Raw genomic sequence first — 25,364 nt, forward strand, 5'->3', positions numbered from 1 at the left:
AGCCCTGGTCCACCAGGGCTTTCTCCAGGCGGCTCCCGCACCGCTCGGCCGCCTGCCGAGCAGGGCCGTGCCGGCGGCGCTGTCGTGCGCCGACGCGGCCAGGACCTTGGATGAGCCCTCTCCCCGATGGTCCTCGATCAGGACGCGCCACTGCTCGGAGGAAGGGCACGTGGGTGGGTGCACATGATCCCATCGGGCGGTGAGGCGGCGTGCAAAGGGGGCGCGGCCCTCACTCCTCGTCAATGATTGCGACCGCACGCGCCCATCCCGCGCCGCCGCCAGTGATCTTCACCGGAAAACAGCTGACGGTAAACCCGGTGGCCACGGTCAGCGCGTCAAGGTTGGCCAGCCGCTCGATCTGACAGTACTCCACCTCCCGGCCCAGGAAGTGTGCAGGCCACAGCACGGACGGGTCACCGCACTCCTGGTACCGCGTGATCATGTCGGTGAACGGCGCGTCGAGGCTGAAAGCGTCGGTGCCGATCACCCGGACGCCCGCGTCGAGCAGCATTCGCGTCGCGGAACGTGTCAGTCCGGTGAACTCAGTGAAGTACTCCGGGGTGCCCGCCAGCTTGGCGGCGCCGGTGTTGAGCAGCACGATGTCCAACGGCTGCGGCCGGTAGCCGATCGCCGCCATCGCGTTCCGCAGGACGTCCTCGCCTGCGGCCCCCGGCGGTGCGCAGGTCAGGTCCAGCACGACGCCGGGGCGGTGGAACCAGTCGAGTGGGAGCTGGTCGATGGTGCGGGGCGGGCCGGCGGGGCCGCGTGTCCCGTAGTGCGCGGGCGCGTCCACGTGCGTCCCGGTGTGGCTGGTCAGCGTAAGCGTGTCGATGGAGAGCAGCTCACCGTCGGGCAGCACGGCTGGATCGAACTCGATCCCGAAGTGCTCCCGCATTTCCTCGGCCATGTGCACCGCGCCTTCGGCGGGGCTGAGGACGGTGTGCGTCAACGGTTCCGGTTCCCAGCCGCGGGCGTCGATCGGCGTCGACAGGTCAACGAATCGCATGTAAACATCATCTTTTCTGCCAGAGGTGCCTGGAAACTAGCCCGGCGGGCTCAACGCCGCATCGAAAAGCCCTGGAAGGCGAGCATCGTCCAGCTCTCCACCACGGCTCCAAGCGTGCCCGACACCCTGGACTTGGGCAGGACGCAAGTACTCAAAGAAAGGGCGCCGATGGACTTCACTCTGAACGAACTCTTCGAGATCATGCGCGCGAGCGCAGGCGAGGACGAGTCGGTGAGCCTGGACGGCACCGTCCTCGACCGGGAGTTCAGCGAGCTCGGCTACGACTCGGTCACCCTGCTGGAGATCACCTCCCGGGTGGAGCGCGAGCTTGACGTCGTGCTGGACGACAGCGTGGTCTTCGAGGCGACGACGCCCCGTGTGCTCCTCGCCGCGATCGACTCGGCCCTCCAGTCGCGGGCTGGCTGAGGCCATGACGCTCCATTACCTGGTAGCGCCCGCGGGCTGGCCGAACTTCGGCGACGAGCTGATCGCCGCAAGTTGGCTGCGTCACCTGGCCGAAGTCGCACCCGAAGCGCAGGTCGTGCTCGACTGTTCCAACCCGGCCACGCTGGCACTGCGCCCGCACGAGCTGCACCCGAACGTCCGTGTCGTAGACACTCTGTGGCAGGTGGTCCTGCGCAACTGGCACGAGGGTGCCGAAGGCGCGGTCGCGATGGCCCGGTGGGCGATAGCCAACCCGGCCCAGACCATGGACCTGGCAGAGGGCATCGAACTGCTGCGTCGCGCCGACACCATTCACCTGGTGGGTGGCGGTTTCATCAACGACCTCTGGCCGCCCTTCCACGGCCTGCTCGCAGGCATCGTCGCGGCCGCCGAGTACTCCGGTGCCACGACCGCCATGACCGGCCAAGGGCTCTGCCCGCCGCTGGGGGGCTCACCGCAGCTGGTCCGGGACCTCGCCGCCGGCTTCGCCATCGTCGATGTCCGCGACGACCCGTCCGCCGAATTGCTGGCGGGCCTGAAGGTGAGCAGCACCGGCGACGACGCGTTCCTCGGTGTCAGTGGGAATGTCCTGCCAATGGACACCTCCTGCCCCGAGGTGATCATCTCCGCCCAGATCGAACACGGCGCAATCGACGCGGCGGACCTGATCGACTTCCTGCGCCGCACAGTCGAGGCGTGGCAGGTGACGGAAGTCGGCGTCCTGGAGTGCAGCCCCAAGGGCGACAGCGAGTTCATCGACCTGGTGACCCGTTCGCTGCCGGTCAAACGCCGTTACACCGTCGACGACGCGCTAAACAAGGGATTCCCCGCTGCCCCTGGCCAGACCTGGTTGTCCACCAGGTTCCACCCCCACCTGGTCGCGGCAGCCGCCGGTGCTGGCGGTGTCGCGCTGAACGTGCGCGACGACGCGTACTACACCACGAAACACCGCTCGCTGATCGAACTCGGCTCCGGGTGGGAACTCATCGTGCCTGGGGAGGTCCCGTTGCGCCCGACGTCCGGTGGCTTCTCCGCGGAGTCTCTGGCGAAGGTGCGTTCGGGCAAGCTGGAAGTCGCCCGGCAGATCTACTCGGGCTGAACCCGCTCAGGTGCGCAGGGGCACCACCTTCGGCCACCGCCCGGCGCGCCGGCCCAGGCTGATGCGGCAGCTGCGCCAGGGATCCGAGGCCGAAGGAGACCGCTTGTGACGGTCGCATCCGGCGGCCCAGGGACCGTGCGGTCCTCGACCCACCGGATCGGGTTCGGCGCAGCCATCGTTGCCGCTCGCCGACCAGGCCGCACAACGCCCTGTACAGGGCAACGAGCAGCTGCCTACCACCCGCGCGTGCGGCACGCGGAGGTGGCCGACGTGATCCCACGGTCGGCCACCGGAACGATCCGGCTCGGGACGCTGCGCCGGGAAGTACTGGAGCGCCGGGCAACGGTCCCGTCCGGCAATGGAGGTGGTGCAGTGGCTGAGTCAGCGGCAGAGACTGAGGCGGGCAGGGGCACGCTCGGCCTAAAGGGCCGGGTCGCGGTGGTCACCGGGGCCAGCCGCGGACTGGGGCTCGCTGCGGCCCGCAAGCTGTGCGCCAGCGGTTGTGACGTCCTGATCAACTACGCGCACGACGACGAGGCCGCCGCGCAGGCAGTCGAGTCGCTAAGCGGCCTTACAGGGCGCGCGGAAGCGGTCAAGGCGGACGTGTGCGCGCCGGGAGCAGTGACCGGGCTGCTCGAAAGGGCCCATGAGCGGTACGGCAGGGTGGACGTCCTTGTCCATAACGCGGCCGCCTGGACGCCGGCCACGCTACTCGCCGCTGACCCCACGGTGTTCCACCACGACGTACGGGCCGCGCTCGATCCGTTGCTTGGCGCCGCGTCCGCACTGCCCGAGCTGATGTCCCAGGGCGGTCGTGTGGTGGCCGTATCCAGCAGCGGAGCGCACCGAGTGGTGCCGAAATACGTCAGTCTGGGCGTGGCCAAGGCCGCGCTGGAGGCGCTCGTGCGGTATCTGGCGGCCGAACTCGGCCGCCATGGAATCGTCGTGAACGCGGTATCGACGGCGAAGCTCGACAAGGGCGAAGGGGTGCCCGGTGTTCTGGGTGGCCGGCGGCTCACCCGGCCGGAACAGGTCGCCGATGCCATCGCCCTGCTGTGCACAGACGAGGCCGACTGGATCCGGGGTCAGGTTCTCACGGTAGACGGCGGCTGGAACCTGTCCCCCTGACGGGACGTCATGGTCCTGACGGGAAACTCACCGCTGGCAGCCGGCGGCTCTGAGGAGCGTGCGAGCCTGGGCCGCGAGCCGTGTGGCCAGGGGCCGACGACGGGCCTCGCCGGTCACGCCCTGGCGGACCCGGTCGCATCTTCGTGTAGCAGAGGCCGTGCCCGAGCCCTTTGAAGGCACGAGAAGCTTCCACGAGGGTCAGGCATGACCCGGGGGCTATCAGATGACTCCCCAGGGTCGTCAGCGGCTGGAGCTGCACGAGGCCGGAGGGGTTGCAGCAGTCCTCGAGGCTCGGCCAGGAGCGGTCGAAGTCCGGAACCAGACGCCTGCGCACCTCGACGGCGGCTCGAAGCGGGCCGGGCAATATCCCCGGCAATACTGTGGGAGGTACGGCATGACGCTGAAGCGCACTGGTCGGATCACGGGCGTCGGAGTCCTCGGTTGTGCGGACATCGCCTGGCGACGCACGCTGCCGGCGATCACCGGCAATCCACTGCTCCGCCTGGTTGGTGTGGCGAGCCGGAACGGTGCCAAAGCACAGAAGTTCGCCGACGAGTTCGGGTGCGAGGCCATCGACGGATACGACCGGCTGATCGACCGGGACGACATCGACGCGGTCTACGTACCGCTCCCCGCCGGGCTGCACGCGCAGTGGGTGGAGCGGGCACTACGTGCGGGTAAGCACGTCCTGGCGGAGAAGCCGCTGACCACCGACGCCGCGACCACCCGGGGTCTGGTGGAGCTCGCCCGCGCGCGCGGGCTGCTGCTGATGGAGAATTTCATGTTCACCCATCACTCCCAGCACGCGGCTGTGCGAGGGCTTGTCACCGACGGCACCATCGGGGAACTGCGTGCCTTCCATGCCGCGTTCACCATTCCGCGGCTTCCGGATGACGACATCCGCCACCAGCCTGCGCTGGGCGGCGGGGCGTTGCTCGACGTAGGCGGCTATCCGCTCAAGGCCGCCGAACTCTTCCTCGGAGGCGGCCTGCGCGTCGTCGGGTCGATCCTTCGCGAGGACCTGGAACACGGCGTCGACATGGGCGGCACGACGCTTCTGGTCAGCCCGTCAGGGGTCACTGCGCAGCTCACCTTCGGCATGGACAACGCATATCGCTCCTCCTACGAACTGTGGGGAAGCGAAGGGCGGATCGGGGTCTACCGAGCCTTCACGCCGCCGTCCGACCACCGGCCGGTCGTCGTCCTGGAGCGACGTGGCAGCGTCGAGGAGATCATCCTGGACGCCGACGACCAGTTCGCGCGGATCGTGAGTGTCTTCGCCCAGAGGATCGCCGACGGCACCGGATTCGACGCGGACGCTGCCGATATCCTGGCCCACGCCGAGTTGGTGGACGAGGTGCGCAGGCTGTCCGTACGCACACGCGCCGGCCGGGCGGCCGTGCTCATGCCGTAAGACGACGGCGGCGAGATCGGCGGGCAGTGCGGTAGCGAAGTCGGCGAGGCTGCACCGCCTGCCTGTGCGGGCGTCGGCGATCCAGTACTGGCGTCGATGTCCAGCACGGCTGGCCATGATGGTCGAAGGTGCGGACGTAGCCTATGGCGGCTGTGGGGCCGGGAGGAGCAGGGCCCGAGCCACTGCCCGTTGCCGCGAGCCGGTGAAGCTCCGTCACTTTGGCCTGTCTGGGCCTGCGCCAGATCGCCGGAGGCTGAGCACGGTCGACTGCGCGTCACCGACACGGGCGAGGAGTTCCTGCCGGAGACGGCCGCTGACTGCACCTGGCCGGTCAAGCGCGTTGTCCAGCTGTGCCTGGCCGCCGAAGTCCACCAGGCCTGTACCGCGCTTCGAGCTCTGCCGAGCAGGATGGTGCCAGGCCCGCACCCCGCCGCGAGCTGGTCCGGCCTACGGAGGAGCACTGTGAACCTGGATCTGTCCGACCGCGTGGTACTCATCACCGGCGCCGGCCGCGGCATCGGTCTGGCCACCGCCCGGGCGTTCGCCGCGGAGGGCGCCCGGGTGGCCCTGACCTACCGGCAGTCGAAGGACGGTGTGGCCCGCCTGGTGAACGAACTGGGCGGCACTGACTGTGCCATGTCGGTGCGGTACGCCCTGGACGAGCCGGAGTCCGCCGAAGCCGCCGTTGCCGAGATCCAGGCCCGCTGGGGCCGGCTGGATGTCGCCGTGGTCAACGCGCACCAGCGGGGGCGGCGCCGTCCGCCCGGCGAGCGGTTCGAGGACGTGGACCCGGCCGAGTGGCAGCCCGCGGTGACAGACAATGTCCTCGGTGCCACCCGGCTGGCGCAGCTCGTGCTGCCTGGCATGCGTGAGCGGGGCTGGGGCCGACTGCTGTTCCTGTCGTCCCACAACGTCCGCCACGGCCGCGGCGGTCAGGAGTTCTATGCCGCCGCCAAGTCGGCTCTGCACGGACTGGCCCGCAGCCTCGCCTGGGACGCTGGACCCGACGGCGTGCTGGTCAACGTGGTCGCTCCCGGGCTGACGCTCACCGAGGGCGTGCTGGAGGCCCTGCCCGCCGCGCTACTGGAGCAGGAGCGCGAGCGCACGCCGACTGGCCGGCTCACCGAACCGGAAGCGGTGGCCGATGCGGTCGTCTTCCTGGCGTCTGCGGCCAACGGCAACATCAGCGGCGAGGTCCTGCATGTCTCGGGCGGTCGATGAGGCCGCCGCACGTACCGGAGCCCGCAGACCACTGCGCAGCTGCGGGCCAGTCACTGCACCCCGGGGCGCCCTGTCCGGAGCGGTGATTTACACCGACCATCCACACACAAGGTGAGGAGAGCCGTCTTTCATGCCCGTCCGCCGATCAACAGCTGGCGTTGCAGTGCCTGTATCTCGAAGGACGGCTCCAGGCCCAGCTCCTGGTCCAGGGTGCTGCGCAGCGTCTGGTAGACGTGCAGTGCGTCGCCGCGCCTGCCGGCGTGGTTGAGAGCGGACATCAGCTGCCCGTGGAACCACTCGTTCAGTGGATGGACAGACACCAGCGACCGTAGCTCGGGGATGAGGTGCTGCTGCCTGCCCAGTTCCACGTCGGCCCTGATACGTAGTTCGAGCGCACGGGTGCGTGCCTCGTCCAGGTGCACGGTGTGTGCGCGCAGGATAGCGCCGACCTCGACGTCGGCGAGGCACGGGCCGCGCCATAGTGCCAGAGCGGCCCGGAGTTTGCTGGACGCCTGCTCTGGTTGTCCCTGTTCAAGCAGTACGCGGCCTTCTTCGTAGAGCGACTCAAAGACCGTCGCGTCGAGCTGCTCGCCATCGAGTCGCAGGCTGTATCCGGGCGACTGGGTGCGGATGAGGTCGCACGGAGCGTCGTAACCTTGCGGTTCCACCTCTCGATTAAACATTTTCCGCAGCTGATAGATGTATGTTTGCGCGGTCGTCATCGCACTGCGCGGCTGCCGTTCGCCCCACAGTTCGTTGATGAGCGAGGCGATCGAGACAATTCCCTGGCTCTGCAGGGCGAGCAATGCAAGTGTTTGGCGGACCTTGGGGGCGGTCGGGGTGCATTCTCGGCCGCTGATGACCACCTGCATTGGTCCGAGGATATTGAATCGAATAGACGACATCACGTCTTATCTCTCCTTCCTGCGTAACCACTGCGTGAGTGGTTGGGTTTTTGGTGAACCGGCTGGCCCAGGAATGTTTTGTGCGGCCGGCGGGCTTGTTCGCCCTGCATCACTGCCGGCGTCGGCCGATGCCGCGGGGTACCGTCAATCACCGGACGGGTGGCGTTGGGGCGTGCCGCCGTCTGCGTCCAGGAGCAATGGTCTGACCGTTGATTAGTGTTCGGTAAGACGGCGCATCAATGACGAGGCGGTGATGATCGCTGTCAAGGCGACGGGTGCGCTAGGGGCACGGGAAAGTGTTCTGGTGAGGACTGCGCAAGGCTGCCGTGGGCTGCAGCGTCTTCGATCTCCCAGCGGGCCAGGGACGAGGCTGTGGAATTCGAGATCCCCTCCGGCAGTGTGCTGCCGCAGGCCCGTCTGTAGCGCTGGCTGAGTGCGGAGGCCTGGCTCCGGCTGGAGCTGGGTTCGACATCGCCGAGCTCGGCGAAAGCACCTTGCCGCAGGGCTGCCGGGAAGGCTCAGGCCGAAGATGCTGCTGCTGGCCGACCAAAGCTTCCGCTCCTGTGAGCTGAACGCCGAATCCTTTGCCCGGCGCGCCAAGCGTCGTCTGGGTGACAGCACGTACCGGTCCGAACTGCGCGGCAAGTGCTGGGGTGAAGGCATGATCGCGCGTGTGCTTCAGTACGGCATCGGCGGCGTCTCGGTGTTGATCAGCGGTCAGCTCGATCTTGAACAGGCTCCCGCGACCGAAATGGCCCGTATCTACGCGGATCGCCAGCGGGCGGAGATCTATTTCCGTATCGCGAAGGTGGATCTGTGGGGACCCGTGGGCGTCCTGCGCTCGCGCACCGCCGATGGATCCCACCAAGTGCTGTTGGCCTTGATCCGCCTCTACCGGGCCCGGTGGTCGCTGATCAGCAGAACTTCCGTGAGCGCTGGCCTCGATTCGGTCCGCATCAGCTGCCCGCCCGTCCTCGACGCCGTCAAGCTGGCTTTCCCCCCCTGACGTGCTGGTTAACTTCCTCACGTTCCCCGGCTCCGACCTCTCTACCCGGGTCGTCCGTGACCGCCAACCGCACACTGCTGATCCCCCCCAGACTCAGCTCAAACGGAACCGCTCGTGGTGCTCAGGTGCATGACAGCGCTTGTTTCGTTTGTGATCAACGTGATCATCGTTCAGATCGATACCACTGTCAACGATGTTTTCTCGGCGGCTGATCTCCGCGAAGTCGTGTGAACCGGGCAGATCGGTGCACGTCACACCAGAGACGCCCGCGTATAGGTAGGCCCGAAACCCCTGGTGGGAACAGGTCTACCGAGGTCATGTCCGCCAAACCAGAGGTTCCACGTTGGTGATCTGTGCCGCCAGAACTTTTCGCGCCACTTCGTGGAGCACCCTCGGCTGCGCGCTGCCTGGCTACGCCGGATCGGCACCCCGCGCGGTTCTCACGTCCTGAGCACGTTTCGGCAGGCCGCGCTCGTGCTGCGATGGTTCCGCGAGCGCGGATGCATACGCCGTCTGGCCCTCATCCCTGCCCGCCAAACCACCAGTTACCGCCAGTACCCCGTTGTGGGTCTTCGCTGTCGAACCGTCCCGGTCCGCCGGCCGGAGGCCAGTACGCCTAGGCATGTCCGGCAGATCTTGTGACCATCCGACGATGGGATCGTTGTTCTGGTCGTGGGGCGGTGAGATCTGACGAACAACGAGTGGATGCGGCTTGAGTCGCATCTGCCGAAGTCCGGTGCTCGGGGTGGACGATGGAGCCACCACCGTCGGGTGATCAATGGGATCCTGTTTCGGGTCCGAACCGGGTGCCGTGGCGTGACCTGCCCGAGCGCTCCGGCAGTTGAAAAACCGTCTACGAGCGGCATCGACGCTGGTCAGCAAACGGGACCTGGGACAGGATCTTCCAGGCGGTCCTGGCCGACGCCGATGGCCGCGGTCAGGTGGACTGGAGCATGGTCAGCGTGGATTCGACCTCGTGCCGGGCCCACCAGCACGCTGCCGGGGCCCCGCGGAGAACGCCGGGAGTCCCGAAAGAAATCAATGCCTCGGCAGCACCGCCGCGACGAAGGACCAAGACGCTCCCGGGTCGGCCTGACCTGCAGAATCCAGGCGGTAACAAGGCCTACAGCTCCCGCCGGAACCCGCGCTACCTGCCCCGATGCCAGATCAAGCACACCATCCCCGAGCCGAAGGACCAGCGGGCGAACCGCCGACGCCGGGGGAGCCGAGGCGGCAGGTCGGCCGGGTTCGACAAGGAGATGGACAAGCGTCGCAGCGAGGTTGAGCGCACGATCAACCCGCTCAAGCACTTCAGGGCCGTTGCGACCCGATACGACAAGCACGCCTGCGTCTTCACCGGCACCATGACCGTGGCCTCGACCCGCCTGTGGCTCAAGCCTTGACAAACCGGCTCCGTCAGCGGGCTTCCAGCTCTTCGGCGCGATCCGTGAGCCGCGGGGCGATGTCGTCCCAGTCCGGACCGTACAGCCAAAGGATCTGTGCGGCTTCCCGCAGAAGAGCCGGTTCATCGGGCCGCTGTAGCAGCACGAGGCGATGGGCGAGGCTGCGAATCCACATCGGGAGCTATCCGTCGACCAGGTCCGGACAGAGCTCCCGCAGCATCGACAGTAGCGCGTCCGCATCAGCGAACGTCGGCTCTTCGACGAAGTGGTGCTCGCGATGCTCCTGACCGCACGCTGGCGTCGGACGGTACTCATCTCCGTAAAGACACCGGGCGTGCTCGGTCAGCGTGCTGTGCATGCGCTCTACGACGTCATGATCCGCCGCACAGGCCCCAGACGCAGACGCGTGGACCACAAATGCCTGACCAGAGCTGCCCGTGCCATGAGCCAAGTGCGTTGTGGCCGAGCCCAAGGAACGCTGGCGCGCGCCCTCAAGCACGCCACCGGTCAGCCTGGACCACATCGGGAGCATGCCTCCGTGCTGCCTTCACCCTCGATGGGCACCGGGAGTGATCAACGCCAGGATCACCCCTGCCGGCGTCTGTCCGTTCGCCTGCCCCTGGCCAGACCGGCCTGGCGGTCTCCGGCGGCACGTCAGCGCCAGATGTTGAGCAGGACCGTTCCTTCTCGGGAGCGCCTCCACGGCTGACCTGGTGCTGAACGTAGGCCCGAAGCGGGGCGGGCAGGAGCACGCGCGATGCTTCGGCGGCCGACTTCCCGTGGTGGCTCACATGGGTGCCCGTAGACACCTCCGAGGATCCGGCCGATTTCAAGGACCAGGGGCGGAAGGATCAGAGGGATCTCCTCGACATTCCGAGTAGATCATCCCGCTGAGCAAACCTCAGCTGCCCGATCCATACCGTTGTGTCATGATATGTAGTGATTGGTGACAAACATGCCTGCCGAAGCCACTGGTGGGGACGGTCGGTGTGCTGGGATGGGGATTTGAGGTGTGCGGTGCCCGCCGCGCGCGGGTCGCGGCCTGTCCGAGGAGTTTGCGGGTCCGGGCAGCGTTCAGGCTGACATGGGTGTGGATGGGCGGTGGACTGCGTCGAACAGGTCGGCGAAGGCGTCGCTCCGTGGGCCAGCGCTCGGGCAGATGCTGCGTCAGTTCTGTTCGGGCGATGAGGGTCAGGCCGGCGGGAATGAAGCGGGCGCCGGCCTTCCTCAGGAACACCCGCTGCACGCACGGCAGTTGGCGGTTGTGGCCGTTGCCGGCGGTCAGGTTCGGCTCATCGAAGACGGCAGTCCCGGGAGGAACCTCCACGTGGACATCAGCTGGTGGATTCGGTCTCATCAGGCACCCGCTTGTGAAGACCGCCATGCAATTGCTCTGCGATTGCCTTAGCGCTCGGCATTTCGAGGCTGAATTCGCCCGGCAGTGACGTCGTCATCATGGTTCGCGTATCGTCGCCCAGGGTCGGCGCGCGCCGGCCAGAACCCGGAGAGCGGGGTAGGCAAGCGCCCGGAAGCGCAGGTGGAATAACTCGAAACCTGCGAACGGTGATCGAGGATCGGTCGATGCAGCTGCTCTAACGGCTCTCGAAGCGCCGTTGCTATCGTCCCTGACCATGCCAAACAAGACATGCAGCGGACTGGACTCCAAGATCGCAGTGGTCACCGGGGCGGGCCGCGGCCTCGGGGCCACGATCGCCAGGGAACTCGCCGACCGCGGCGCCTTGGTGGCTGTCGTTTACCACAGGTCCTTCCAGCCGGCCAAGGACGTTGTACGCGACATCGAGGCGCGCGGCGGTCGAGCCGTCGCGGTGCAGGCCGATGTACGCGACGCCGAGCAGTGCGCAGCGATGGTGGCCGAGGTGACCGACACGCTCGGCGCACCGGAAATCATGGTGCTGAACGCGACTGGATTCCCCGATATGCTCCGCGGGCCAGCCCTGAAGCATTCTCTGGACGAATACACCGACTATCTTGTTTCGCACTTCCGGGCCTCACTTGCACCGTTGTACGCAGTATTGCCCGGAATGACGGAACGCGGCCGAGGGTCCGTCGTCTATATCTCCGACGCGTTTGCCCGCCGCACCGCGCCCAAGGGCCTGGGGCACGCCCTGCCCAAGGCCACGGTGGAAACGGTGATGAAGCACCTGGCCGTCGAGCTCGGACCGGCTGGTATCCGGGTCAACGCGGTGGTCCCGGGTGCCGTGCGTAGCGATGGGCTCGAACGGGCGATGGCTGACGAGTCGGTCGCCGCGGACGTCCGCGCACATATCGAGCAGATCCCGCTGGGCCGGGTCGCCGAGCCCGAGGAGGTCGCCCGGGCGGTGGCCATGCTGGCCAGCGATGAGTTCGGCTACGTGACCGGGGCGTTCCTGCCGGTCGCGGGCGGCAGCATCGTCTTCTGAGCCTGCACCGACCCTTCACTGCGGTCGAACCCCACCGCCGACGAACAGATGAACAGAGGGTAGCCATGCGGATTCTGGTGACCATCACCAGCTGGAAGGGCTTCTACTTCAGCCTGATGCCCTTCGGCTGGGCGCTGCAGGCCGCCGGGCACCAGGTCCGGGTGGCTTGCGCACCCACTGAGGCAGGCACGGTCGGGGCCGCGGGGCTGGTGCCGTTGCCGGTACTCCAGCCGTTCCCGGCGATGCAGAGTGAGCGCGTCGCCCGGGTCGAACGGTGGGCCGCGGACGGGCGGTTCGACGGCCCTGAGGAGCTGCGCCCGCTGCACCCGGTGACCCGGGAGCCGATGGCGCACCCGGGTGAGTTCGACATCGCCGTGGACGGGCGCCGGTTCTGGGACGACTGCGTGCGCGTGATCGGCTACAACTGCGACGCGGCAGTGGGCTTCGCCCGGACGTGGCAGCCCGACCTGGTGCTCCACGATCCCTTGGCGATCGAGGGCGCCATCGCCGCCAGGGTGGTGGGTGCCCCATCGGTATACGTCACCCCGGGTGGCTTCGGCGCGGTAGACGGTCCCCCGGAGCAGGACGGTGACGTCTCGTTCGACGACCCGAGCGGGGCGTGCGTCCGGCATGGCGTGCGGCCCTGGGATCGCTCGCAGATCACCCACGTCCTGGATCCGACTCCGGACGCCGTACCCATCCCGCTCGGTGAGGCGACCCGGTTGCGGGTGCGGCACGTACCCTACAACGGGATCGGTGAGGCAGCCGAGTCCGTTCTGCCGCCTGCCGACCGGCCTCGGGTTTGCCTGATCTGGAGCGGGCTGGTCACCGAGGTGTACGGCAACCGGGCGCCCATCCTGCGACGCGCAGTGACGGCGATCACTGCTACCGGTGCTGAACTGGTCGTACTCGCCCCCGGACCCGAGGCTCTGGCCCTGCTCGGTGAGCTCCCGGCCGACGCTCGCGTGCTCTACCAGTATCCGCTGCAGATGGCGCTTTCTCAGTGCGATGTGCTGGTCAATTCAGGGTCGATCAATTCGTTGATGACTGCATCGACGATGGGCGTTCCGCAGCTGGTGCTGCCCCTGGCAAACGACCAGGTCGAGATGGCCGCGCGGTTCGCCAAAACCGGCGCGGTCCGGATCGTGTCAGGGATCGACGGCACCACAGAGCAGGTCAAGGACTCCCTGGAACGGCTGCTCAGCGGATCGAGCCACCGGGAGGCGGCGCGGCGGGTAGCCGAGGAGAACGAACGCAGGCCCTCGCCCGCACTGCTGGTCCCCGAACTGGAACGGCTGGCGGCTCAGCACAAGTAGAGGGGGGCTGAAAATGGCGATGCGTCAGGAGGTACCTCACGGGACTGTGGGTCGGCACAGGTGTTCATAGGTTCTCGATCCGGGTGATGTACCGCCGCATAAGGACAGGGCCCCGTGCAGCTTGGAGGTCATCGAGACCGAAAAGCCGCAGGGAGGCCCTGTTGTCGCTTCTGTATCCCGTCGCCGCGGTCGGCGGGAAGCTCACCCGGAGCCTGTCGGCCGCCCTGTACCGATTCGTGTAGCACCCGATCGTGCGCCGCTTCAGCACGTCGAAGAAGCCGCAGAGTGTCCTGCCCGCCGTGTTGGTCGCCGCCGGCCTCCAGCAGAAGGCCCGGCGGAGCGCGCCTGCGCGAGACGACGCCCGCTGGCCCGAACACCTCCACCGGCACAGGCCGGGTTACCGGCCCGGCCCGCAGGGCGAGACCCTGGGCGGAACGTCGTGCAGAACCACTGTGGCAGCGCGACCGACCGCCCGTGTGGGCACGTCGCTGGGGAGGGCGGCTGCCCGCCCTCCCCAGCGACGATCGTCTCTCCCCGCAACACCACGGCCCGCCAAGTCCGCCACGAGCGACGTCCAGGTGTTGTCCGGCCTCTTCGCCCAGGGCCGCACCCGTGATCGTGGCGCGGTTCACCACGAGCCAGTGCCGGCCGTGTCCGGACCGGCCTCGATGCACCAGCTCCCGTGGCGCCCGAAAGGCGGGCGGTCCCGCGGGAACTCCACAGCCCGCAATGCGCGGCGCCGAACAGCAGACACCCGACTGAAGGCCCGCTATGCGGTCCGCTGACCGGGCATCAAGGTCCCCCGGCCGATCGAGCCGACGGCAGGGGCCGGTGGGTATCAGGCGGCCAGGTCGTCGCGGCTGACCCGGCGCTCGCGAACCAGCCAGCCGTGCGTGGCGTCCTCGTCCCGGACCAAGACGTCCTCGAACACCGTACTCATCAGCAACTTCGCGGCCCCGCCGCGCGGTGTCTCGAAGACGACCGCGTAGTTGCGCGTGCGCACGACATTGCTGTGGCCCGTCGTCTCCACCGAGGTCATGCCGAACCAGTGGCGCCGGATCACACCCTGCTCGGCCAGCGCGCGAGTGGCCTTGCCGGCCGCCGCCGCGATGGCCTCCCGCCCGGTGAACGGCGCGGGATGCGCGTTCGCTGCGAACGAGCCGTCCTCGGCGAACGTCTGCGCGTACGGCTCGACCTTGCCGTCGTCCAACAGTTGCATCTGCCAGGCGTAAAACTGCTCGATGCCCTGGCGCAGCTGCGCCGGGTCGGCGTCGATATCGAACATAGTCATGCCAATTCCTCTCGGGTCACAACATTCTTCTGATGCGGCTCCGCCGTGAGGGCCAGCCCCGACAGCTCGGCGCGGAGGGAATGAGCCCCCTGGCCCCTGCCCGCGACGTAACCGTCGGGTCGGACGAGCAGCCAGTCGCCCGGCCCGATGCGGAGGTCCTCGCGCAGCCGTCCGTCCTGGTCGGGCAGGTCGCCCCCGACGGTCCTGACACCGAGCCATCCTGCTTTCGGGCACACTGCATGCAGCTTCGCGTCATTCGACCCGAGCAGCAGGAGCCAACGTGGGTCACGCAGCTCCCGCAGGATCTCCTGCCAACCCGCGCTCGTGGCGCCAGCGGTGTCCACCCGGGACAGCCTGGCCCCGGGACGCACGACGGTCACCTGCGGATTCGGCCGGGTCAGCGCACTGCCGGTGTAGGTGAGGTCGAGTGCGGACATCCCGGCCATGATCCGGCGTTCGATGCGGCGCTTGACCGGGGGGACCGCACGCAGCAGAGCCAATCCGGCGGGCATGAACGCGGTCATCAGCGAGTTGCGCAGCGCCACGAGGCTGGTGGCCGTGCGGGTGGAGTCGAGCAGTTTGCGGCCGACCGGGACACGTTCGCTGTTGTAGCTGTGCAGCAAGTCGTCGCTCGCCTGATCGAAGTAGACCATCGCCAGCTTCCACCCGAGGTTGACCGCGTCCTGAATGCCGGTGTTCATCCCCTGTCCGGACGCCGGGCTGTGCACGTGCCCGGCGTCACCGGCGAGCAGGCAGCGGCCGTGCCACAGTGATTCGACCATGCGCTGCTGGATGGTGAAGACCGACGTCCAGGACGGCGTCTCGACGGTGACCTGCTCCCCGACGGCAGCAGAGATCTTCGCAGCGAACCGTGCGCCGACGGCGTCCGGGTCGGCGTCCCGCTGGACGTCCACCGTGTCCAGCAACCGCCACTTCCCGGGGGCCGGGAAAGGGATCAGCATGATCGTGCCGTGGCCGGTGTTGAGCCAGTGGATGCTGTCGCGGGGCAGCGTCGTACGCACGACCGCGTCAGCGATCAACCAGGTCTGTGACGAGTCGCCGATCAGCGGGACCCCGAGCTGCTTGCGGATCGTGCTGTGCGCACCGTCGCAGCCGACGAGCCAGTCGGCGGCCACTAGCTCACGCGTCCCGTCCGCGGACACCAGCGTCGCGGTCACCCCTTCGCCGTCCTGTGTGAATCCCTCCAGTCCGACGCCCCATTCGACGTGGATGCCGTGCTGCGCCACCGCATTGCGCAGCACCTCCTCGGTACTGGTCTGGTCCACCATCATGGTGAACGGGTAGCGGGTTGGTAGCGCCGAGTAGTCGGTGTCGAACCGGATCAGCCGGCGACCGCCCTGGTGCAGCGTGAAGTGCTCGACCTTCTGCCCGCGGGCGAGAATGGCGTCCAGGACGCCGAGTTGGTCGTAGACCTCCAGCGTGCGCGCGTGGGTGGCCAGAGCACGGCTGGTCGTCGCCGGTCCGCCGGCCGCGTCGATCAGCCGGATGGGAACGCCCCGGCGGGCCAGTTCCAGCGCCACAGTCAGACCGACCGGGCCCGCTCCCACCACGAGGATGCCAGTCCTGCCGGCCTCTGCCATGCGCGTCCTCCTGAAACCTAGGCGTGGTCGGACCCACCGTGTGACATGGCTTTCGAGCCCGGCTGGAGGGCCGACGCTCGACGTGCTGTCGAGCTTGTCTCGAAGCCCGGCTGCGAACGTCACCACGTGGACTCGGCAGCAATCGACTTGGATGTGGCGGTGAACGGTGAGGTCTGATCGAATTGCCATAACGGGCATCGGTGTGCAGACAGCGGGCGGCAACGGTGTGAAGGCGTTCTGGGAGCTGCTGACCTCCGGGCGCACAGCGATTCGGAAGATCTCCTCCTTCGACACCACCCAGTTCAGGTCGCGCATCGCCGCGGAATGCGATTTTGACCCTCTGGCGCAGGGCCTGAACTTCCAGCAGGCTCGCAGGCTGGACCGAGTCACCCAGTTCGCACTGGTGACCGAGCGCGAGGCGCTCGCCGACAGCGGCCTCGACCCCGCGGGGCTGGACCCCACCCGGGTCGGAGTCGTCATCGGTACCGCCACCGGCGCGAGCATCAGCCTGGACCAGGAATACGCGGTGGCCAGCAACGGCGGGTCACTGTGGGAGGTGGACCACACCTACCTGAGCCGGCACATGTACGCCAACTACGTGCCCAGCTCGATCGCGGTGGAGGTGGCGCGCGACATCGGGGCGGAAGGACCGGTGTCGGTCGTGTCCACCGGCTGCACGTCCGGCATCGATGCGCTGGCACACGCCTGCGAACTGCTCGCCGAGGGCGCGGCAGACGTGATCGTCAGTGGTGCCACCGAGGCGCCGATCACACCCATCACCGTGGCCTGCTTCGACGCCATCAAGGCGACCTCACCACGCAACGACGACCCGGCCACGGCGTCACGGCCCTTCGACCGCACCCGCAACGGCTTCGTGCTGGCGGAGGGTGCCGCGGTGCTGGTGCTGGAGCGCGCGGACCGAGCCCGCGCACGAGGCGCGCACATCTATGCCGAGATCGCAGGGTTCGCCAACCGCGGCAACGCCTACCACATGACCGGCCTGCGGCCGGACGGCGCCGAACTGGCCGAGGCGATCACCGCCGCGCTCGACGCCGCCCGGCTCGATCCATCCGAGGTGGACTACGTGAATGCGCACGGCTCCGGCACCAAGCAGAATGACCGGCACGAGACGGCGGCGTTCAAGAAGGCGCTGGGCGAACACGCTCGGGCCATCCCGGTGAGCTCGATCAAGTCGATGATCGGCCACTCGCTGGGCGCCATCGGCTCCATCGAGATCGCTGCCTGCGCGCTGGCCATCGAGCACAGCGTCGTCCCCCCGACGGCCAACCTCACGGAGCCGGACCCCGAGTGCGACCTGGATTACGTGCCGATCACAGCACGGGATCAGCGGCTGAACACGGTGCTGTCGGTTGGCAGCGGTTTTGGCGGGTTCCAGTCGGCCATGGTGCTCACCGCTCCGGGGGTGACGCCGTGACAGCGTCGGCCGTGATCACCGGGATCGGGGCGCTCGCACCCAACGGCATCGGTATCGAAGAGTACTGGTCGGCCGTACTGCACAGACGCAGCGGAATCCGCCGGATCACCCGGTTCGACCCGGCAGGCTACCCGGTACGGCTCGGCGGCGCGATCGACGACCTCGACGAGACCAAGCACCTGCCCAGCCGCCTGCTTAGGCAGACAGACCGCACCACCCAGCTGGCCCTGATCGCCGCCGAGTGGGCGGTGGCCGACGCCGCGATCGACCTGGAGACGGTCCCAGCACTACGCCGGGGCGTGGTCACCGCGAACACCGCGGGCGGCTTCGAGTTCGGCCAGCGCGAGCTGGAGAACCTGTGGAGCAAGGGCGCTCAGCACGTCAGCGCCTATCAGTCGTTCGCCTGGTTCTACGCGGTCAACACCGGACAGATCGCGATCCACCAGGGGATGCGCGGCTCGTCCGGGGTACTGGTGAGCGACCACGCCGGCGGCCTCGATGCTCTGGCCCAGGCCCGCCGCACCATCCGCCGCGGCGCCCAGTGCGTGATCAGCGGCGGGGTGGACGGCTCGCTGTGCCCGTGGGGCTGGGCCAACCAGCTGGCCCGGGGCGAAATGTCCGAGGCCGAGGACCCGGACCGGTCCTACCTGCCCTTCCAACCGAACGCCAGCGGGTACATCGCGGGCGAGGGCGGGGCCATCCTGTTTGTCGAGGACGATGAGGCAGCGCGGGCGCGCGGTGCCCGCCGGTACGGCGAGATCGCGGGCTTCGCCCACACCTTCGACCCGGCACCGGGCCTGGGCAGGCCTCCCGCGCTGCGCCGGGCCGTCGAGCTGGCACTGGCCGACGCGCAGATCGGGGCAGGCGAGGTCGACGTGGTCTTCGCCGACGCTTCGGGGCTGCGCGAGCAGGACCGGGTGGAGGCGGACGCGATCACCGACGTGTTCGGCGCACACGGCGTTCCGGTCACCGCGCCCAAGACGATGACGGGCCGGCTCGGCGCCGGCGGCGCGGCCCTCGACGTGGCCACCGCGTTGCTGGCGATGAGGGACGGCACCATCCCTCCGACCAGTGCTTCCGGGGATCTGGCACCGGGGATCGACCTGGACCTCGTCACCTCAGCACGGCCGGCGAACGTTCGCACCGCGCTCGTACTCGCCCGCGGATACGGCGGGTTCAACTCGGCCATGGTCGTCAAGGCCCTCTGAACACAGGCCCAGAGCACTCGAATTCCGCTCGAGCGGCACGGCGGACGGCGACGAACCGAGCTTGAGAGGCTCTGGACCGCGAGCGCCGAGTATGTGAGCGCGGGCAGCGCCCCGCCAGAACACCGCAGAACTCACGGGATGGAGCTTCGATGAAGGCCCTCGTGCTCTCGGGAGGCACCGGTACGCGGTTGCGCCCGTTCACACACTCGATGCCCAAGCAGCTCATCCCGGTCGCGAACCGGCCGATCCTGCACTACTGCTTGGACAACATCAGGGAGGCGGGGATCACCGAGATCGGGATGATCGTCGGCCTCAACGCCGAGCAGATCATGGACGCCCTCGGTGACGGCGCCGAACTCGGTGTCCATATCAGCTACATCCACCAGGCCGCCCCGCTCGGGCTCGCGCACTGCGTGCGCATCGCCCGCGACTTCCTCGGCGACGACGACTTCCTGATGTACCTCGGCGACAATCTGCTCATCGGTGGCATCGAGGCGGCAGCCGAGGACTTCCGCCAGCACCGGCCCGCCGCGCAGATCCTGGTGGCCAAGGTGCCCGACCCGCGCCAGTTCGGCGTGGTCGAGCGCGATGTGAACGGCCGCGTCGTCCATCTGGCCGAGAAGCCGGAGAACCCGCGCAGCGACCTCGCCATAATGGGCGTCTACTTCTTCACGCCACAGGTGCACGAGGCGGTCGAGGCCATCAGGCCGAGCGCCCGGGGCGAGTTGGAGATCACCGACGCGGTCCAGTGGCTGCTCACCGAGGACCACGGGGTCCGCGCCTTCGACTACGACGGCTACTGGAACGACGCCGGCACCCCGGAAGCCTGGCTGGGCTGCAACCGTGCGGTACTGGACGAGATACGCGGCAGCGTCAGCGGCTCGGTCGATGAGGCCAGTGAGCTGGTCGGCAACGTGATCGTCGAGGATGGTGCCACTGTGATCCGGTCCAGGGTCGTGGGCCCAGCGGTGATCGCGGCGGGCGCCGTCGTGCGGGACAGCGCCATCGGGCCCTACACCGCGGTGGGAGCAGGCTGCCTGGTGGCCAGCAGCGACCTGAGCGACTCGGTGCTGCTGGAATCGGCGCAACTCCACGAAGCCCGTGGGGTCCGCGGGTCGGTGCTCGGCCGCAGGGCCCGGATCGTGGGCAAGCGGGACCGGCACGCGGTGCTGGTTGGCGATGACGTGCGACTGGAGATCGGGGACTGACAGCGATGACGATAACGATGGGCGCACCTGCGCCGACCAAGCTGGCCGAGCGTTTCACCGCGTCGGCGAACGCGACCGACAGCCCCGTGTTCTCCAATGAACAGTTCTGGCAGTGGTTCACGGAAAAGCGCCGCCGCAACGGCTACGTCGTCCGGCGGATCCCCTTCGCGGAAATGTCCGGCTGGGACTTCGACCCGGCGACGGGAAACCTGGGCCACCACAGCGGCCGGTTCTTCACCGTGGAAGGCCTGCAGGTGCGCACCGACTGGCAGGGCGGCTGGTCCTGGGCACAGCCGATCATCAACCAGCCCGAGATCGGCATCCTGGGCCTGGTGGTCAAGGAATTCGACGGAGTCCTGCACTGCCTGATGCAGGCGAAGATGGAACCCGGCAACATCGACACCATCCAGCTGTCACCCACCGTGCAGGCCACCCGCAGCAACTACACCGGGGTGCACAAGGGCCGCCCGATCACCCACATCGAGTACTTCGTCTCCCGGCGCGACAGCACCGTGCTGGCCGACTCGCTGCAGTCGGAACACGGAACGTGGTTCCTGCGCAAACGCAACCGGAACATGATCGTCGAAGTCACCGACGAGGTTCCCGAGCACGACGACTTCTGCTGGCTGACCATCGGTCAAGTCCACCAGCTCCTCAAGAAGGACAACGTCGTCAACATGGACACCAGGTCGGTACTGTCGTGCCTGCCCTTTGGCGCCGCGGGCTACCGCACGGACGGCAGCGCCTTCCGTTCCGCGCTGCGCAATTCGCTGTCCCACGACCAGCCGGCCCGGCACACCACGACGGAACTGCTGAGCTGGTTGACCGAGATCAAGGCCAGGCACGAGCTCGACCAGCGGTCGGTGCCGCTTTCCTCGGTGGACCGCTGGTACCGCGATGACAACGAGATCGCCCACGAGGACGGCAAACACTTCACGATCATCGCCACTGAGGTCGCTGCTGCCGAGCGGGAGGTGTCGCAGTGGACCCAGCCTCTGCTGGCGCCCACGGAACAGGGTGTGGTCGGATTCCTGGCGCGTCCGATCGACGGCGTGCTGCACCTGCTGGCACACGCCCGGGCCGAGGCCGGCGGGCGCGACATCGTCGAGCTCGCGCCCACGGTGCAGTGCCTGCCAGGCAACTACCGCGATGAGGAACCCGGCCGCAGGCCGCGTTACCTGGATCTCATCCAGAACGCTGTGGGCCAGCACGTCTACTACGACTCCGTGCAGTCGGAGGAGGGCGGCCGATTCTACCATGCGGACAGCCGTTACCGAGTGGTCGAAGCACCTGATGGCTTCCCGCTCGAGACCCCTGACGAGTACCGGTGGATCACCGTTCACCAGGCGACGGACCTGCTGCAGCACAGCAATTACTTCAACGTCCAGGCGCGCAGCCTGATCGCAGGCCTGCACAGCGGGGCGTGACCGAGCCCAGGCGGATTCGACCCAGGGTCGAACGGCGGCGGCCAAGGTGAGTGGGCGAAAGAAGACGGCTGGAGGCGCTGGATGCGTGTGCTGTTCACCACCTCGAACTGGGGTGGGCACTACTTCTGCATGATCCCGCTGGGCTGGGCGCTGCAGGCAGCGGGGCACGAGGTCCGGGTGGCCTGCCCGCCCGAACAGGTGGCCGCCATCAGCCAGGCTGGGCTGATCCCGGTGCCGGTCCTGCACGGACCGGACATGACCTACTGGGCCAGACTGAACGCCTACCAGGAAGCGCTCAAGGCACCCTCGGGCGTCCTGCCGCCGCACCCCGTCACCGGGCGGCGGGTGCGCCGCCTCGACGAGTTCGACGTCGAGGCCGAGAGCGCGCGATTCTGGCAGCAACTGCCCGGCCTCCTGGAACGCAGCTACGACAACGCGGTTGCCTTCGGCCAGGCATGGCGTCCGGATCTGGTGCTCTACGACCTGATGGCGCCGGAGGGCGCGCTGGTCGCCCGGCTGGCCGGCGTCCCGGCTGTCTACCACTCGCTGGGCCTGTTCGGTGCGATGGAGACGGAACCCGGGATGGAGATGGGCCTGGAGGACCCCACTGGGTCGTTCGCCCGGCACGGTGCCCAGCCTTGGGATCGCTCACAGATCACCCACGTGATCGACCCCTCCCCGGACGGGGCGGTCCCGCCGCACGGCACCACGACTCGGATCCCGGTCCGTTACCTCCCCTACAACGGCCCAGGCGAACTGCCGGACTGGCTGCGGACACCACCGTCCCGCCCCCGGGTCTGCGTGATGTGGGGCTACTCGGCCTCGGCCATGCTCGGACTAGAGGTGCCTGCCCTACGGCACGCGATCAACGCGGCGGTGGACACCGGGGCGGAGGTCGTGCTCACCGCCAGCGAGGAGCAGGTGGAAGCGCTCGGCGACCTGCCACCGCAGGTGCGGGTCATGCGGGACTTTCCGCTGCATCTTGTGTTGGCGACCAGCGACGCCGTGGTCCACCACGGCGGGGCCAGCGCGCTGATGACGGCCGCCGCGGCTGGCGTTCCCCAGCTGGCGCTAAGCCCGAGCGACGTCTACCAGCGGTACGGCAAACGTTTCGCGCAGACCGGGGCGGTGTGCTGCCTGCCCGGGCTCCAGACCAGCGAGCAGGAGGTCACCGAGGCAACACACGCCGTGCTGCACGGCGTCGAGTACCGGCAGGCCGCTCGTCGGGTCATGGCGGAGCAGCAGGCCCGGCCGACCCCGGCGGACCTGGTCGGCACGCTCGTCGAGCTGGCCTCGACCACGCCGGAGAGGATGGTCGCGTGATGCGCGTGCTCTTCACCGTCTCAGGATGGCAGGGCCACTACTACTGCATGGTGCCGCTGGGATGGGCACTACAGGCTGCGGGACACGAGGTGCGGGTGGCCTGCCCGCCCGCGCAAACCGAGGCGATAAGCCGTGCCGGGCTCACCCCGGTGCCGGTGCTGGACGGACCCGACGTCATAACCATGGGCCGCATGACCCTGTTCATCGACGTCTTGTTCGGCAAGCGCCGGACCGCTCCTCTGCACCCGTTCACCGGCGAGCCGATCCGCGACCCCCGCGCCGTCGACCTGGAGTCCGAGGCACCTTACTTCTGGGAGGACGCCGCGGCCGCCGTCCGGCACAGCTGTGACGGTGCCGTCGAGTTCGCCCGCTGGTGGCAGCCCGACCTCGTGGTGCACGACGTGATGGCTGTGGAGGGCGCGCTCGCCGCCGCCGTGCAGGGCGTTCCCTCGGTCTATTTCGGGCCTGGCCTGTTCGGCGCGGTGGAGTCCGATCCCGGGCTCGACCTGCGCCCCGGCGACCCCGTGGCCGCGTTCGACGACTACGGGGTCGGCCCTTGGAGTCGCGACGACATCCAGCACATGATTGACCCGTCTCCGGACTCGGTCATCCCGCCGCTGGGTTCCGCCACGCGCCTGCCTGTACGCTACGTGCCCTACAACGGTCCAGGCAGCCTGCCCACGTGGGCCGCCACGCCGAGTGGACGGCGGCGGATCTGCGTGCTGTGGGGCAACTCGGCAACCGGACTGTTCGGCACCGAGGTGCCCGCGCTACGTCACGCGATCGACGCGGCAGCGGCCCAGGACGCCGAGGTCCTGCTCATGGCGGGCGCCGCGCAGGTGGACGCGCTTGGCCCCCTGCCACCGGGTGTGCGCCCCCTGCGCAACTTCCCGCTCCACCTGTTGCTGGACAGCTGCGACGCCATCGTCCACCACGGCAGCGACAACTGCTACCTGAACGCGGCGGCGAAGGGCATCCCCCAGGTCGGGCTCGGGCTCAGCAGCGACCAGCTCACCTATGGGGACCGGATGACCGCCACCGGCGCCGCGCTCGCGCTGTCCGGATTCGAGGCGAGCCGCGAGGAGATCGGCGACGCCGTGCGGCGGGTGCTGACTGAGCCGGCATTCCGCACCTCGGCAGAGCGGCTGCGCGCTGAGGTGGCGCAGAACCCTGCTCCGGCGGACCTGGTCGGGCAGCTGGTGGAACTCGCCGAGACCGGCCGACCTCTGCGGACCGGAAAGGCGCTCTGATGCGAGTTTTGTTCACCGCGTCCGCGTGGCGCGGTCACTACTACGTCATGGTGCCGCTGGCGTGGGCATTGCAGTCCGCCGGGCACGACGTGCGGGTGGCTTGCACCCCCGATCACGCCGCTCCAGTTGCCGCGGCCGGGCTGGTGCCCGTGCCGGTGCTGGACTGCCTGGACATGCAAACGGTGCAGCGGATGACCAACTATCTGGCGATCGAGGCCCAAGGCACACACTCCCAACTGCCGCTGCACCCGTACACCGGCGAGCCGGTCGCCTCCCTCGAGGAGTTCGACATACACGCGGAGGCGCCGGAGTTCTGGCAGCGGCTGAACGACGCGATCGCGCACAGCTACGACGGTGCCGTGCGGTTCGCACGAGCCTGGCGACCCGATCTCGTCCTGCACGACCTGATGACACCCGAGGGCGCGCTCGTCGCGGAACTACTCGGCGTTCAGGCCGTCTACCACCCTCCCGGTCTGTTCGGCACCGCGGAGACCGAGCCGGGTGTGGACCTCGGCGACGGTGACCCGTCGGAGTCCTTCCCGCGCTACGGGCTGGAGCCATGGCACAACAGCAGGATCACCCACGTGATCGACCCCTCGCCGGACACCGCTGTCCCGCCCATGGGGTCCGCGCACCGGTTGTCCATGCGATACCTGCCCTACAACGGCCCCACGGTCGTGCCCGACTGGGTGCACGAGCCACCCCGACGTCCGCGTGTCTGCGTACTGTGGGGCGCCTCCTCCCAGGCGGAGGCAACCGAGGTCCCGGCCTTACAGGCTGCCGTCGAGGCAGCGCTGTCAAAGGGAGCGGAGGTGTGGTTCACGGCGGGACCGGCCGGCGCATCGGTCCTGGGCGGGCTGGCGGAGCACGTGCGGGTGTTGCAGGACTTCCCACTGCACCTGCTACTGACCGGCAGCAGCGCGATCATCCACCACGGAAGCGTGAACTGCCTGCTGACCGCGGCAACTCGCGGTGTTCCCCAACTCGCTCTGGCGCTCAGCGACGAGCAGGCCACCGTCAGCGGCCGGATTGCGGCGACCGGAGCAGCGCTGTCCCTGCGCGGTCTGTCAGCGACACCGGAACAGGCAGCCGCAGGCACGATCGCCGTGCTGACGGAACCCGCCTACCACGACGCCGCGCACCGGCTCCGGTCGGTGATCGCGGGCCAGCCCAGCCCCGCGGACCTGGTGCCCGTGTTGGAAGGGCTGGCGCTCAAAGGCAGCCTGCCCTAGCCCAATGAGACACCATCGCTACAAACC

Annotated in this window: 19 protein-coding genes and 2 pseudogenes; 16 read left to right on the forward strand and 5 right to left on the reverse strand. The window is 68.4% G+C overall.

The annotated features are described in order from the left end of the window. Positions 1 to 229 precede the first annotated feature (229 nt). Positions 230 to 1,006 carry a cyclase family protein gene (locus tag OG294_RS40375; RefSeq protein WP_327071966.1) on the reverse strand — a complete coding sequence of 259 codons (777 nt, stop codon included), beginning with the start codon at positions 1,004 to 1,006 and terminating at the stop codon, positions 230 to 232. A 168-nt stretch (positions 1,007 to 1,174) separates the two neighbouring features. Between OG294_RS40375 and OG294_RS40380 the strand changes: the two genes are divergently transcribed. From OG294_RS40380 to OG294_RS40400, 5 genes are all read left to right on the forward strand, one after another. Beyond that, complete coding sequence (locus OG294_RS40380) at positions 1,175 to 1,432, forward strand: acyl carrier protein (protein ID WP_327071967.1); 258 nt, start codon at positions 1,175 to 1,177, stop codon at positions 1,430 to 1,432. A 4-nt stretch (positions 1,433 to 1,436) separates the two neighbouring features. After that, positions 1,437 to 2,549 (forward strand): polysaccharide pyruvyl transferase family protein, encoded by a 1,113-nt coding sequence (locus tag OG294_RS40385; protein ID WP_327071968.1) that lies wholly within the window; start codon positions 1,437 to 1,439, stop codon positions 2,547 to 2,549. 246 nt (positions 2,550 to 2,795) lie between these two features. Further along, a complete protein-coding gene (locus tag OG294_RS40390; protein WP_327071969.1) occupies positions 2,796 to 3,677 on the forward strand; it encodes an SDR family oxidoreductase in 882 nt (293 codons plus the stop codon). 394 nt (positions 3,678 to 4,071) lie between these two features. Further along, on the forward strand, positions 4,072 to 5,091 hold the full coding sequence (locus OG294_RS40395; RefSeq protein WP_327071970.1) for a Gfo/Idh/MocA family protein: 1,020 nt from the start codon (positions 4,072 to 4,074) through the stop codon (positions 5,089 to 5,091). A 462-nt stretch (positions 5,092 to 5,553) separates the two neighbouring features. After that, complete coding sequence (locus tag OG294_RS40400) at positions 5,554 to 6,312, forward strand: SDR family NAD(P)-dependent oxidoreductase (RefSeq protein ID WP_327071971.1); 759 nt, start codon at positions 5,554 to 5,556, stop codon at positions 6,310 to 6,312. 128 nt (positions 6,313 to 6,440) lie between these two features. On the opposite strand, the gene OG294_RS40405 is transcribed toward OG294_RS40400, so the two are convergent. Next, positions 6,441 to 7,184 carry an AfsR/SARP family transcriptional regulator gene (locus tag OG294_RS40405; RefSeq protein ID WP_327071972.1) on the reverse strand — a complete coding sequence of 248 codons (744 nt, stop codon included), beginning with the start codon at positions 7,182 to 7,184 and terminating at the stop codon, positions 6,441 to 6,443. 562 nt (positions 7,185 to 7,746) lie between these two features. Between OG294_RS40405 and OG294_RS40410 the strand changes: the two genes are divergently transcribed. Next, entirely contained in the window at positions 7,747 to 8,223 is a 477-nt protein-coding gene (locus OG294_RS40410; RefSeq protein ID WP_327071973.1) for a hypothetical protein, read from the forward strand. A gap of 705 nt (positions 8,224 to 8,928) precedes the next feature. After that, positions 8,929 to 9,626, forward strand: a pseudogene (locus OG294_RS40415) (IS5 family transposase). A 13-nt stretch (positions 9,627 to 9,639) separates the two neighbouring features. Here OG294_RS40415 and OG294_RS40420 read toward each other — a convergent pair. Next, positions 9,640 to 9,984, reverse strand: a pseudogene (locus tag OG294_RS40420) (hypothetical protein). 1,273 nt (positions 9,985 to 11,257) lie between these two features. Between OG294_RS40420 and OG294_RS40425 the strand changes: the two are divergent. Together OG294_RS40425 and OG294_RS40430 are read left to right on the forward strand one after the other, a co-directional pair. Next, positions 11,258 to 12,046: an SDR family NAD(P)-dependent oxidoreductase gene (locus OG294_RS40425; RefSeq protein WP_327071974.1), complete on the forward strand. Its 789-nt coding sequence runs from the start codon at positions 11,258 to 11,260 to the stop codon at positions 12,044 to 12,046. Positions 12,047 to 12,123: 77 nt separating this feature from the next. Continuing rightward, positions 12,124 to 13,362, forward strand: coding sequence for a nucleotide disphospho-sugar-binding domain-containing protein (locus OG294_RS40430; protein ID WP_327071975.1), 1,239 nt, complete (start codon positions 12,124 to 12,126; stop codon positions 13,360 to 13,362). An 838-nt stretch (positions 13,363 to 14,200) separates the two neighbouring features. Here OG294_RS40430 and OG294_RS40435 read toward each other — a convergent pair. Continuing rightward, on the reverse strand, positions 14,201 to 14,647 hold the full coding sequence (locus OG294_RS40435; RefSeq protein ID WP_327071976.1) for a nuclear transport factor 2 family protein: 447 nt from the start codon (positions 14,645 to 14,647) through the stop codon (positions 14,201 to 14,203). Between the two features lie 2 nt (positions 14,648 to 14,649). Beyond that, positions 14,650 to 16,254, reverse strand: a complete 1,605-nt coding sequence (locus OG294_RS40440; protein ID WP_327071977.1) for an FAD-dependent monooxygenase — start codon at positions 16,252 to 16,254, stop codon at positions 14,650 to 14,652. 181 nt (positions 16,255 to 16,435) lie between these two features. Between OG294_RS40440 and OG294_RS40445 the strand changes: the two genes are divergently transcribed. From OG294_RS40445 to OG294_RS40475, 7 genes are all read left to right on the forward strand, one after another. Continuing rightward, positions 16,436 to 17,689 carry a beta-ketoacyl-[acyl-carrier-protein] synthase family protein gene (locus OG294_RS40445; protein ID WP_442789403.1) on the forward strand — a complete coding sequence of 418 codons (1,254 nt, stop codon included), beginning with the start codon at positions 16,436 to 16,438 and terminating at the stop codon, positions 17,687 to 17,689. Continuing rightward, the gene (locus tag OG294_RS40450; RefSeq protein ID WP_327071979.1) at positions 17,686 to 18,897 is read left to right on the forward strand and encodes a ketosynthase chain-length factor; all 1,212 of its coding nucleotides are present in this window, start codon (positions 17,686 to 17,688) and stop codon (positions 18,895 to 18,897) included. The genes OG294_RS40445 and OG294_RS40450 overlap by 4 nt, the downstream gene beginning before the upstream one ends. A gap of 149 nt (positions 18,898 to 19,046) precedes the next feature. Beyond that, entirely contained in the window at positions 19,047 to 20,105 is a 1,059-nt protein-coding gene (locus tag OG294_RS40455) for a glucose-1-phosphate thymidylyltransferase (RefSeq protein ID WP_327071980.1), read from the forward strand. A 5-nt stretch (positions 20,106 to 20,110) separates the two neighbouring features. After that, on the forward strand, positions 20,111 to 21,532 hold the full coding sequence (locus OG294_RS40460; RefSeq protein WP_327071981.1) for an NDP-hexose 2,3-dehydratase family protein: 1,422 nt from the start codon (positions 20,111 to 20,113) through the stop codon (positions 21,530 to 21,532). A gap of 81 nt (positions 21,533 to 21,613) precedes the next feature. Further along, the gene (locus OG294_RS40465; protein WP_327071982.1) at positions 21,614 to 22,855 is read left to right on the forward strand and encodes a nucleotide disphospho-sugar-binding domain-containing protein; all 1,242 of its coding nucleotides are present in this window, start codon (positions 21,614 to 21,616) and stop codon (positions 22,853 to 22,855) included. Next, on the forward strand, positions 22,855 to 24,105 hold the full coding sequence (locus tag OG294_RS40470) for a nucleotide disphospho-sugar-binding domain-containing protein (protein WP_327072031.1): 1,251 nt from the start codon (positions 22,855 to 22,857) through the stop codon (positions 24,103 to 24,105). Before OG294_RS40465 ends, OG294_RS40470 begins: the two co-directional genes overlap by 1 nt. 8 nt (positions 24,106 to 24,113) lie before the next feature. Continuing rightward, the gene (locus OG294_RS40475; protein ID WP_327071983.1) at positions 24,114 to 25,337 is read left to right on the forward strand and encodes a nucleotide disphospho-sugar-binding domain-containing protein; all 1,224 of its coding nucleotides are present in this window, start codon (positions 24,114 to 24,116) and stop codon (positions 25,335 to 25,337) included. The last annotated feature ends 27 nt before the right edge of the window (positions 25,338 to 25,364 follow it).

Source organism: Kitasatospora sp. NBC_01302 (assembly GCF_035976515.1).
Classification (GTDB): domain Bacteria; phylum Actinomycetota; class Actinomycetes; order Streptomycetales; family Streptomycetaceae; genus Kitasatospora.

Excerpts from the sequence above, each read along its gene's own strand:
- OG294_RS40460 (WP_327071981.1), top strand. The coding sequence starts at position 20,111 with ATGACGATAACGATGGGCGCACCTGCGCCGACCAAGCTGGCCGAGCGT.
- OG294_RS40380 (WP_327071967.1), top strand. The coding sequence starts at position 1,175 with ATGGACTTCACTCTGAACGAACTCTTCGAGATCATGCGCGCGAGCGCA.
- OG294_RS40440 (WP_327071977.1), bottom strand. The coding sequence starts at position 16,254 with ATGGCAGAGGCCGGCAGGACTGGCATCCTCGTGGTGGGAGCGGGCCCG.
- OG294_RS40410 (WP_327071973.1), top strand. The coding sequence starts at position 7,747 with ATGCTGCTGCTGGCCGACCAAAGCTTCCGCTCCTGTGAGCTGAACGCC.
- OG294_RS40385 (WP_327071968.1), top strand. The coding sequence starts at position 1,437 with ATGACGCTCCATTACCTGGTAGCGCCCGCGGGCTGGCCGAACTTCGGC.
- OG294_RS40405 (WP_327071972.1), bottom strand. The coding sequence starts at position 7,184 with ATGCAGGTGGTCATCAGCGGCCGAGAATGCACCCCGACCGCCCCCAAG.
- OG294_RS40375 (WP_327071966.1), bottom strand. The coding sequence starts at position 1,006 with ATGCGATTCGTTGACCTGTCGACGCCGATCGACGCCCGCGGCTGGGAA.
- OG294_RS40470 (WP_327072031.1), top strand. The coding sequence starts at position 22,855 with ATGCGCGTGCTCTTCACCGTCTCAGGATGGCAGGGCCACTACTACTGC.
- OG294_RS40425 (WP_327071974.1), top strand. The coding sequence starts at position 11,258 with ATGCCAAACAAGACATGCAGCGGACTGGACTCCAAGATCGCAGTGGTC.
- OG294_RS40465 (WP_327071982.1), top strand. The coding sequence starts at position 21,614 with ATGCGTGTGCTGTTCACCACCTCGAACTGGGGTGGGCACTACTTCTGC.
- OG294_RS40395 (WP_327071970.1), top strand. The coding sequence starts at position 4,072 with ATGACGCTGAAGCGCACTGGTCGGATCACGGGCGTCGGAGTCCTCGGT.
- OG294_RS40435 (WP_327071976.1), bottom strand. The coding sequence starts at position 14,647 with ATGTTCGATATCGACGCCGACCCGGCGCAGCTGCGCCAGGGCATCGAG.
- OG294_RS40455 (WP_327071980.1), top strand. The coding sequence starts at position 19,047 with ATGAAGGCCCTCGTGCTCTCGGGAGGCACCGGTACGCGGTTGCGCCCG.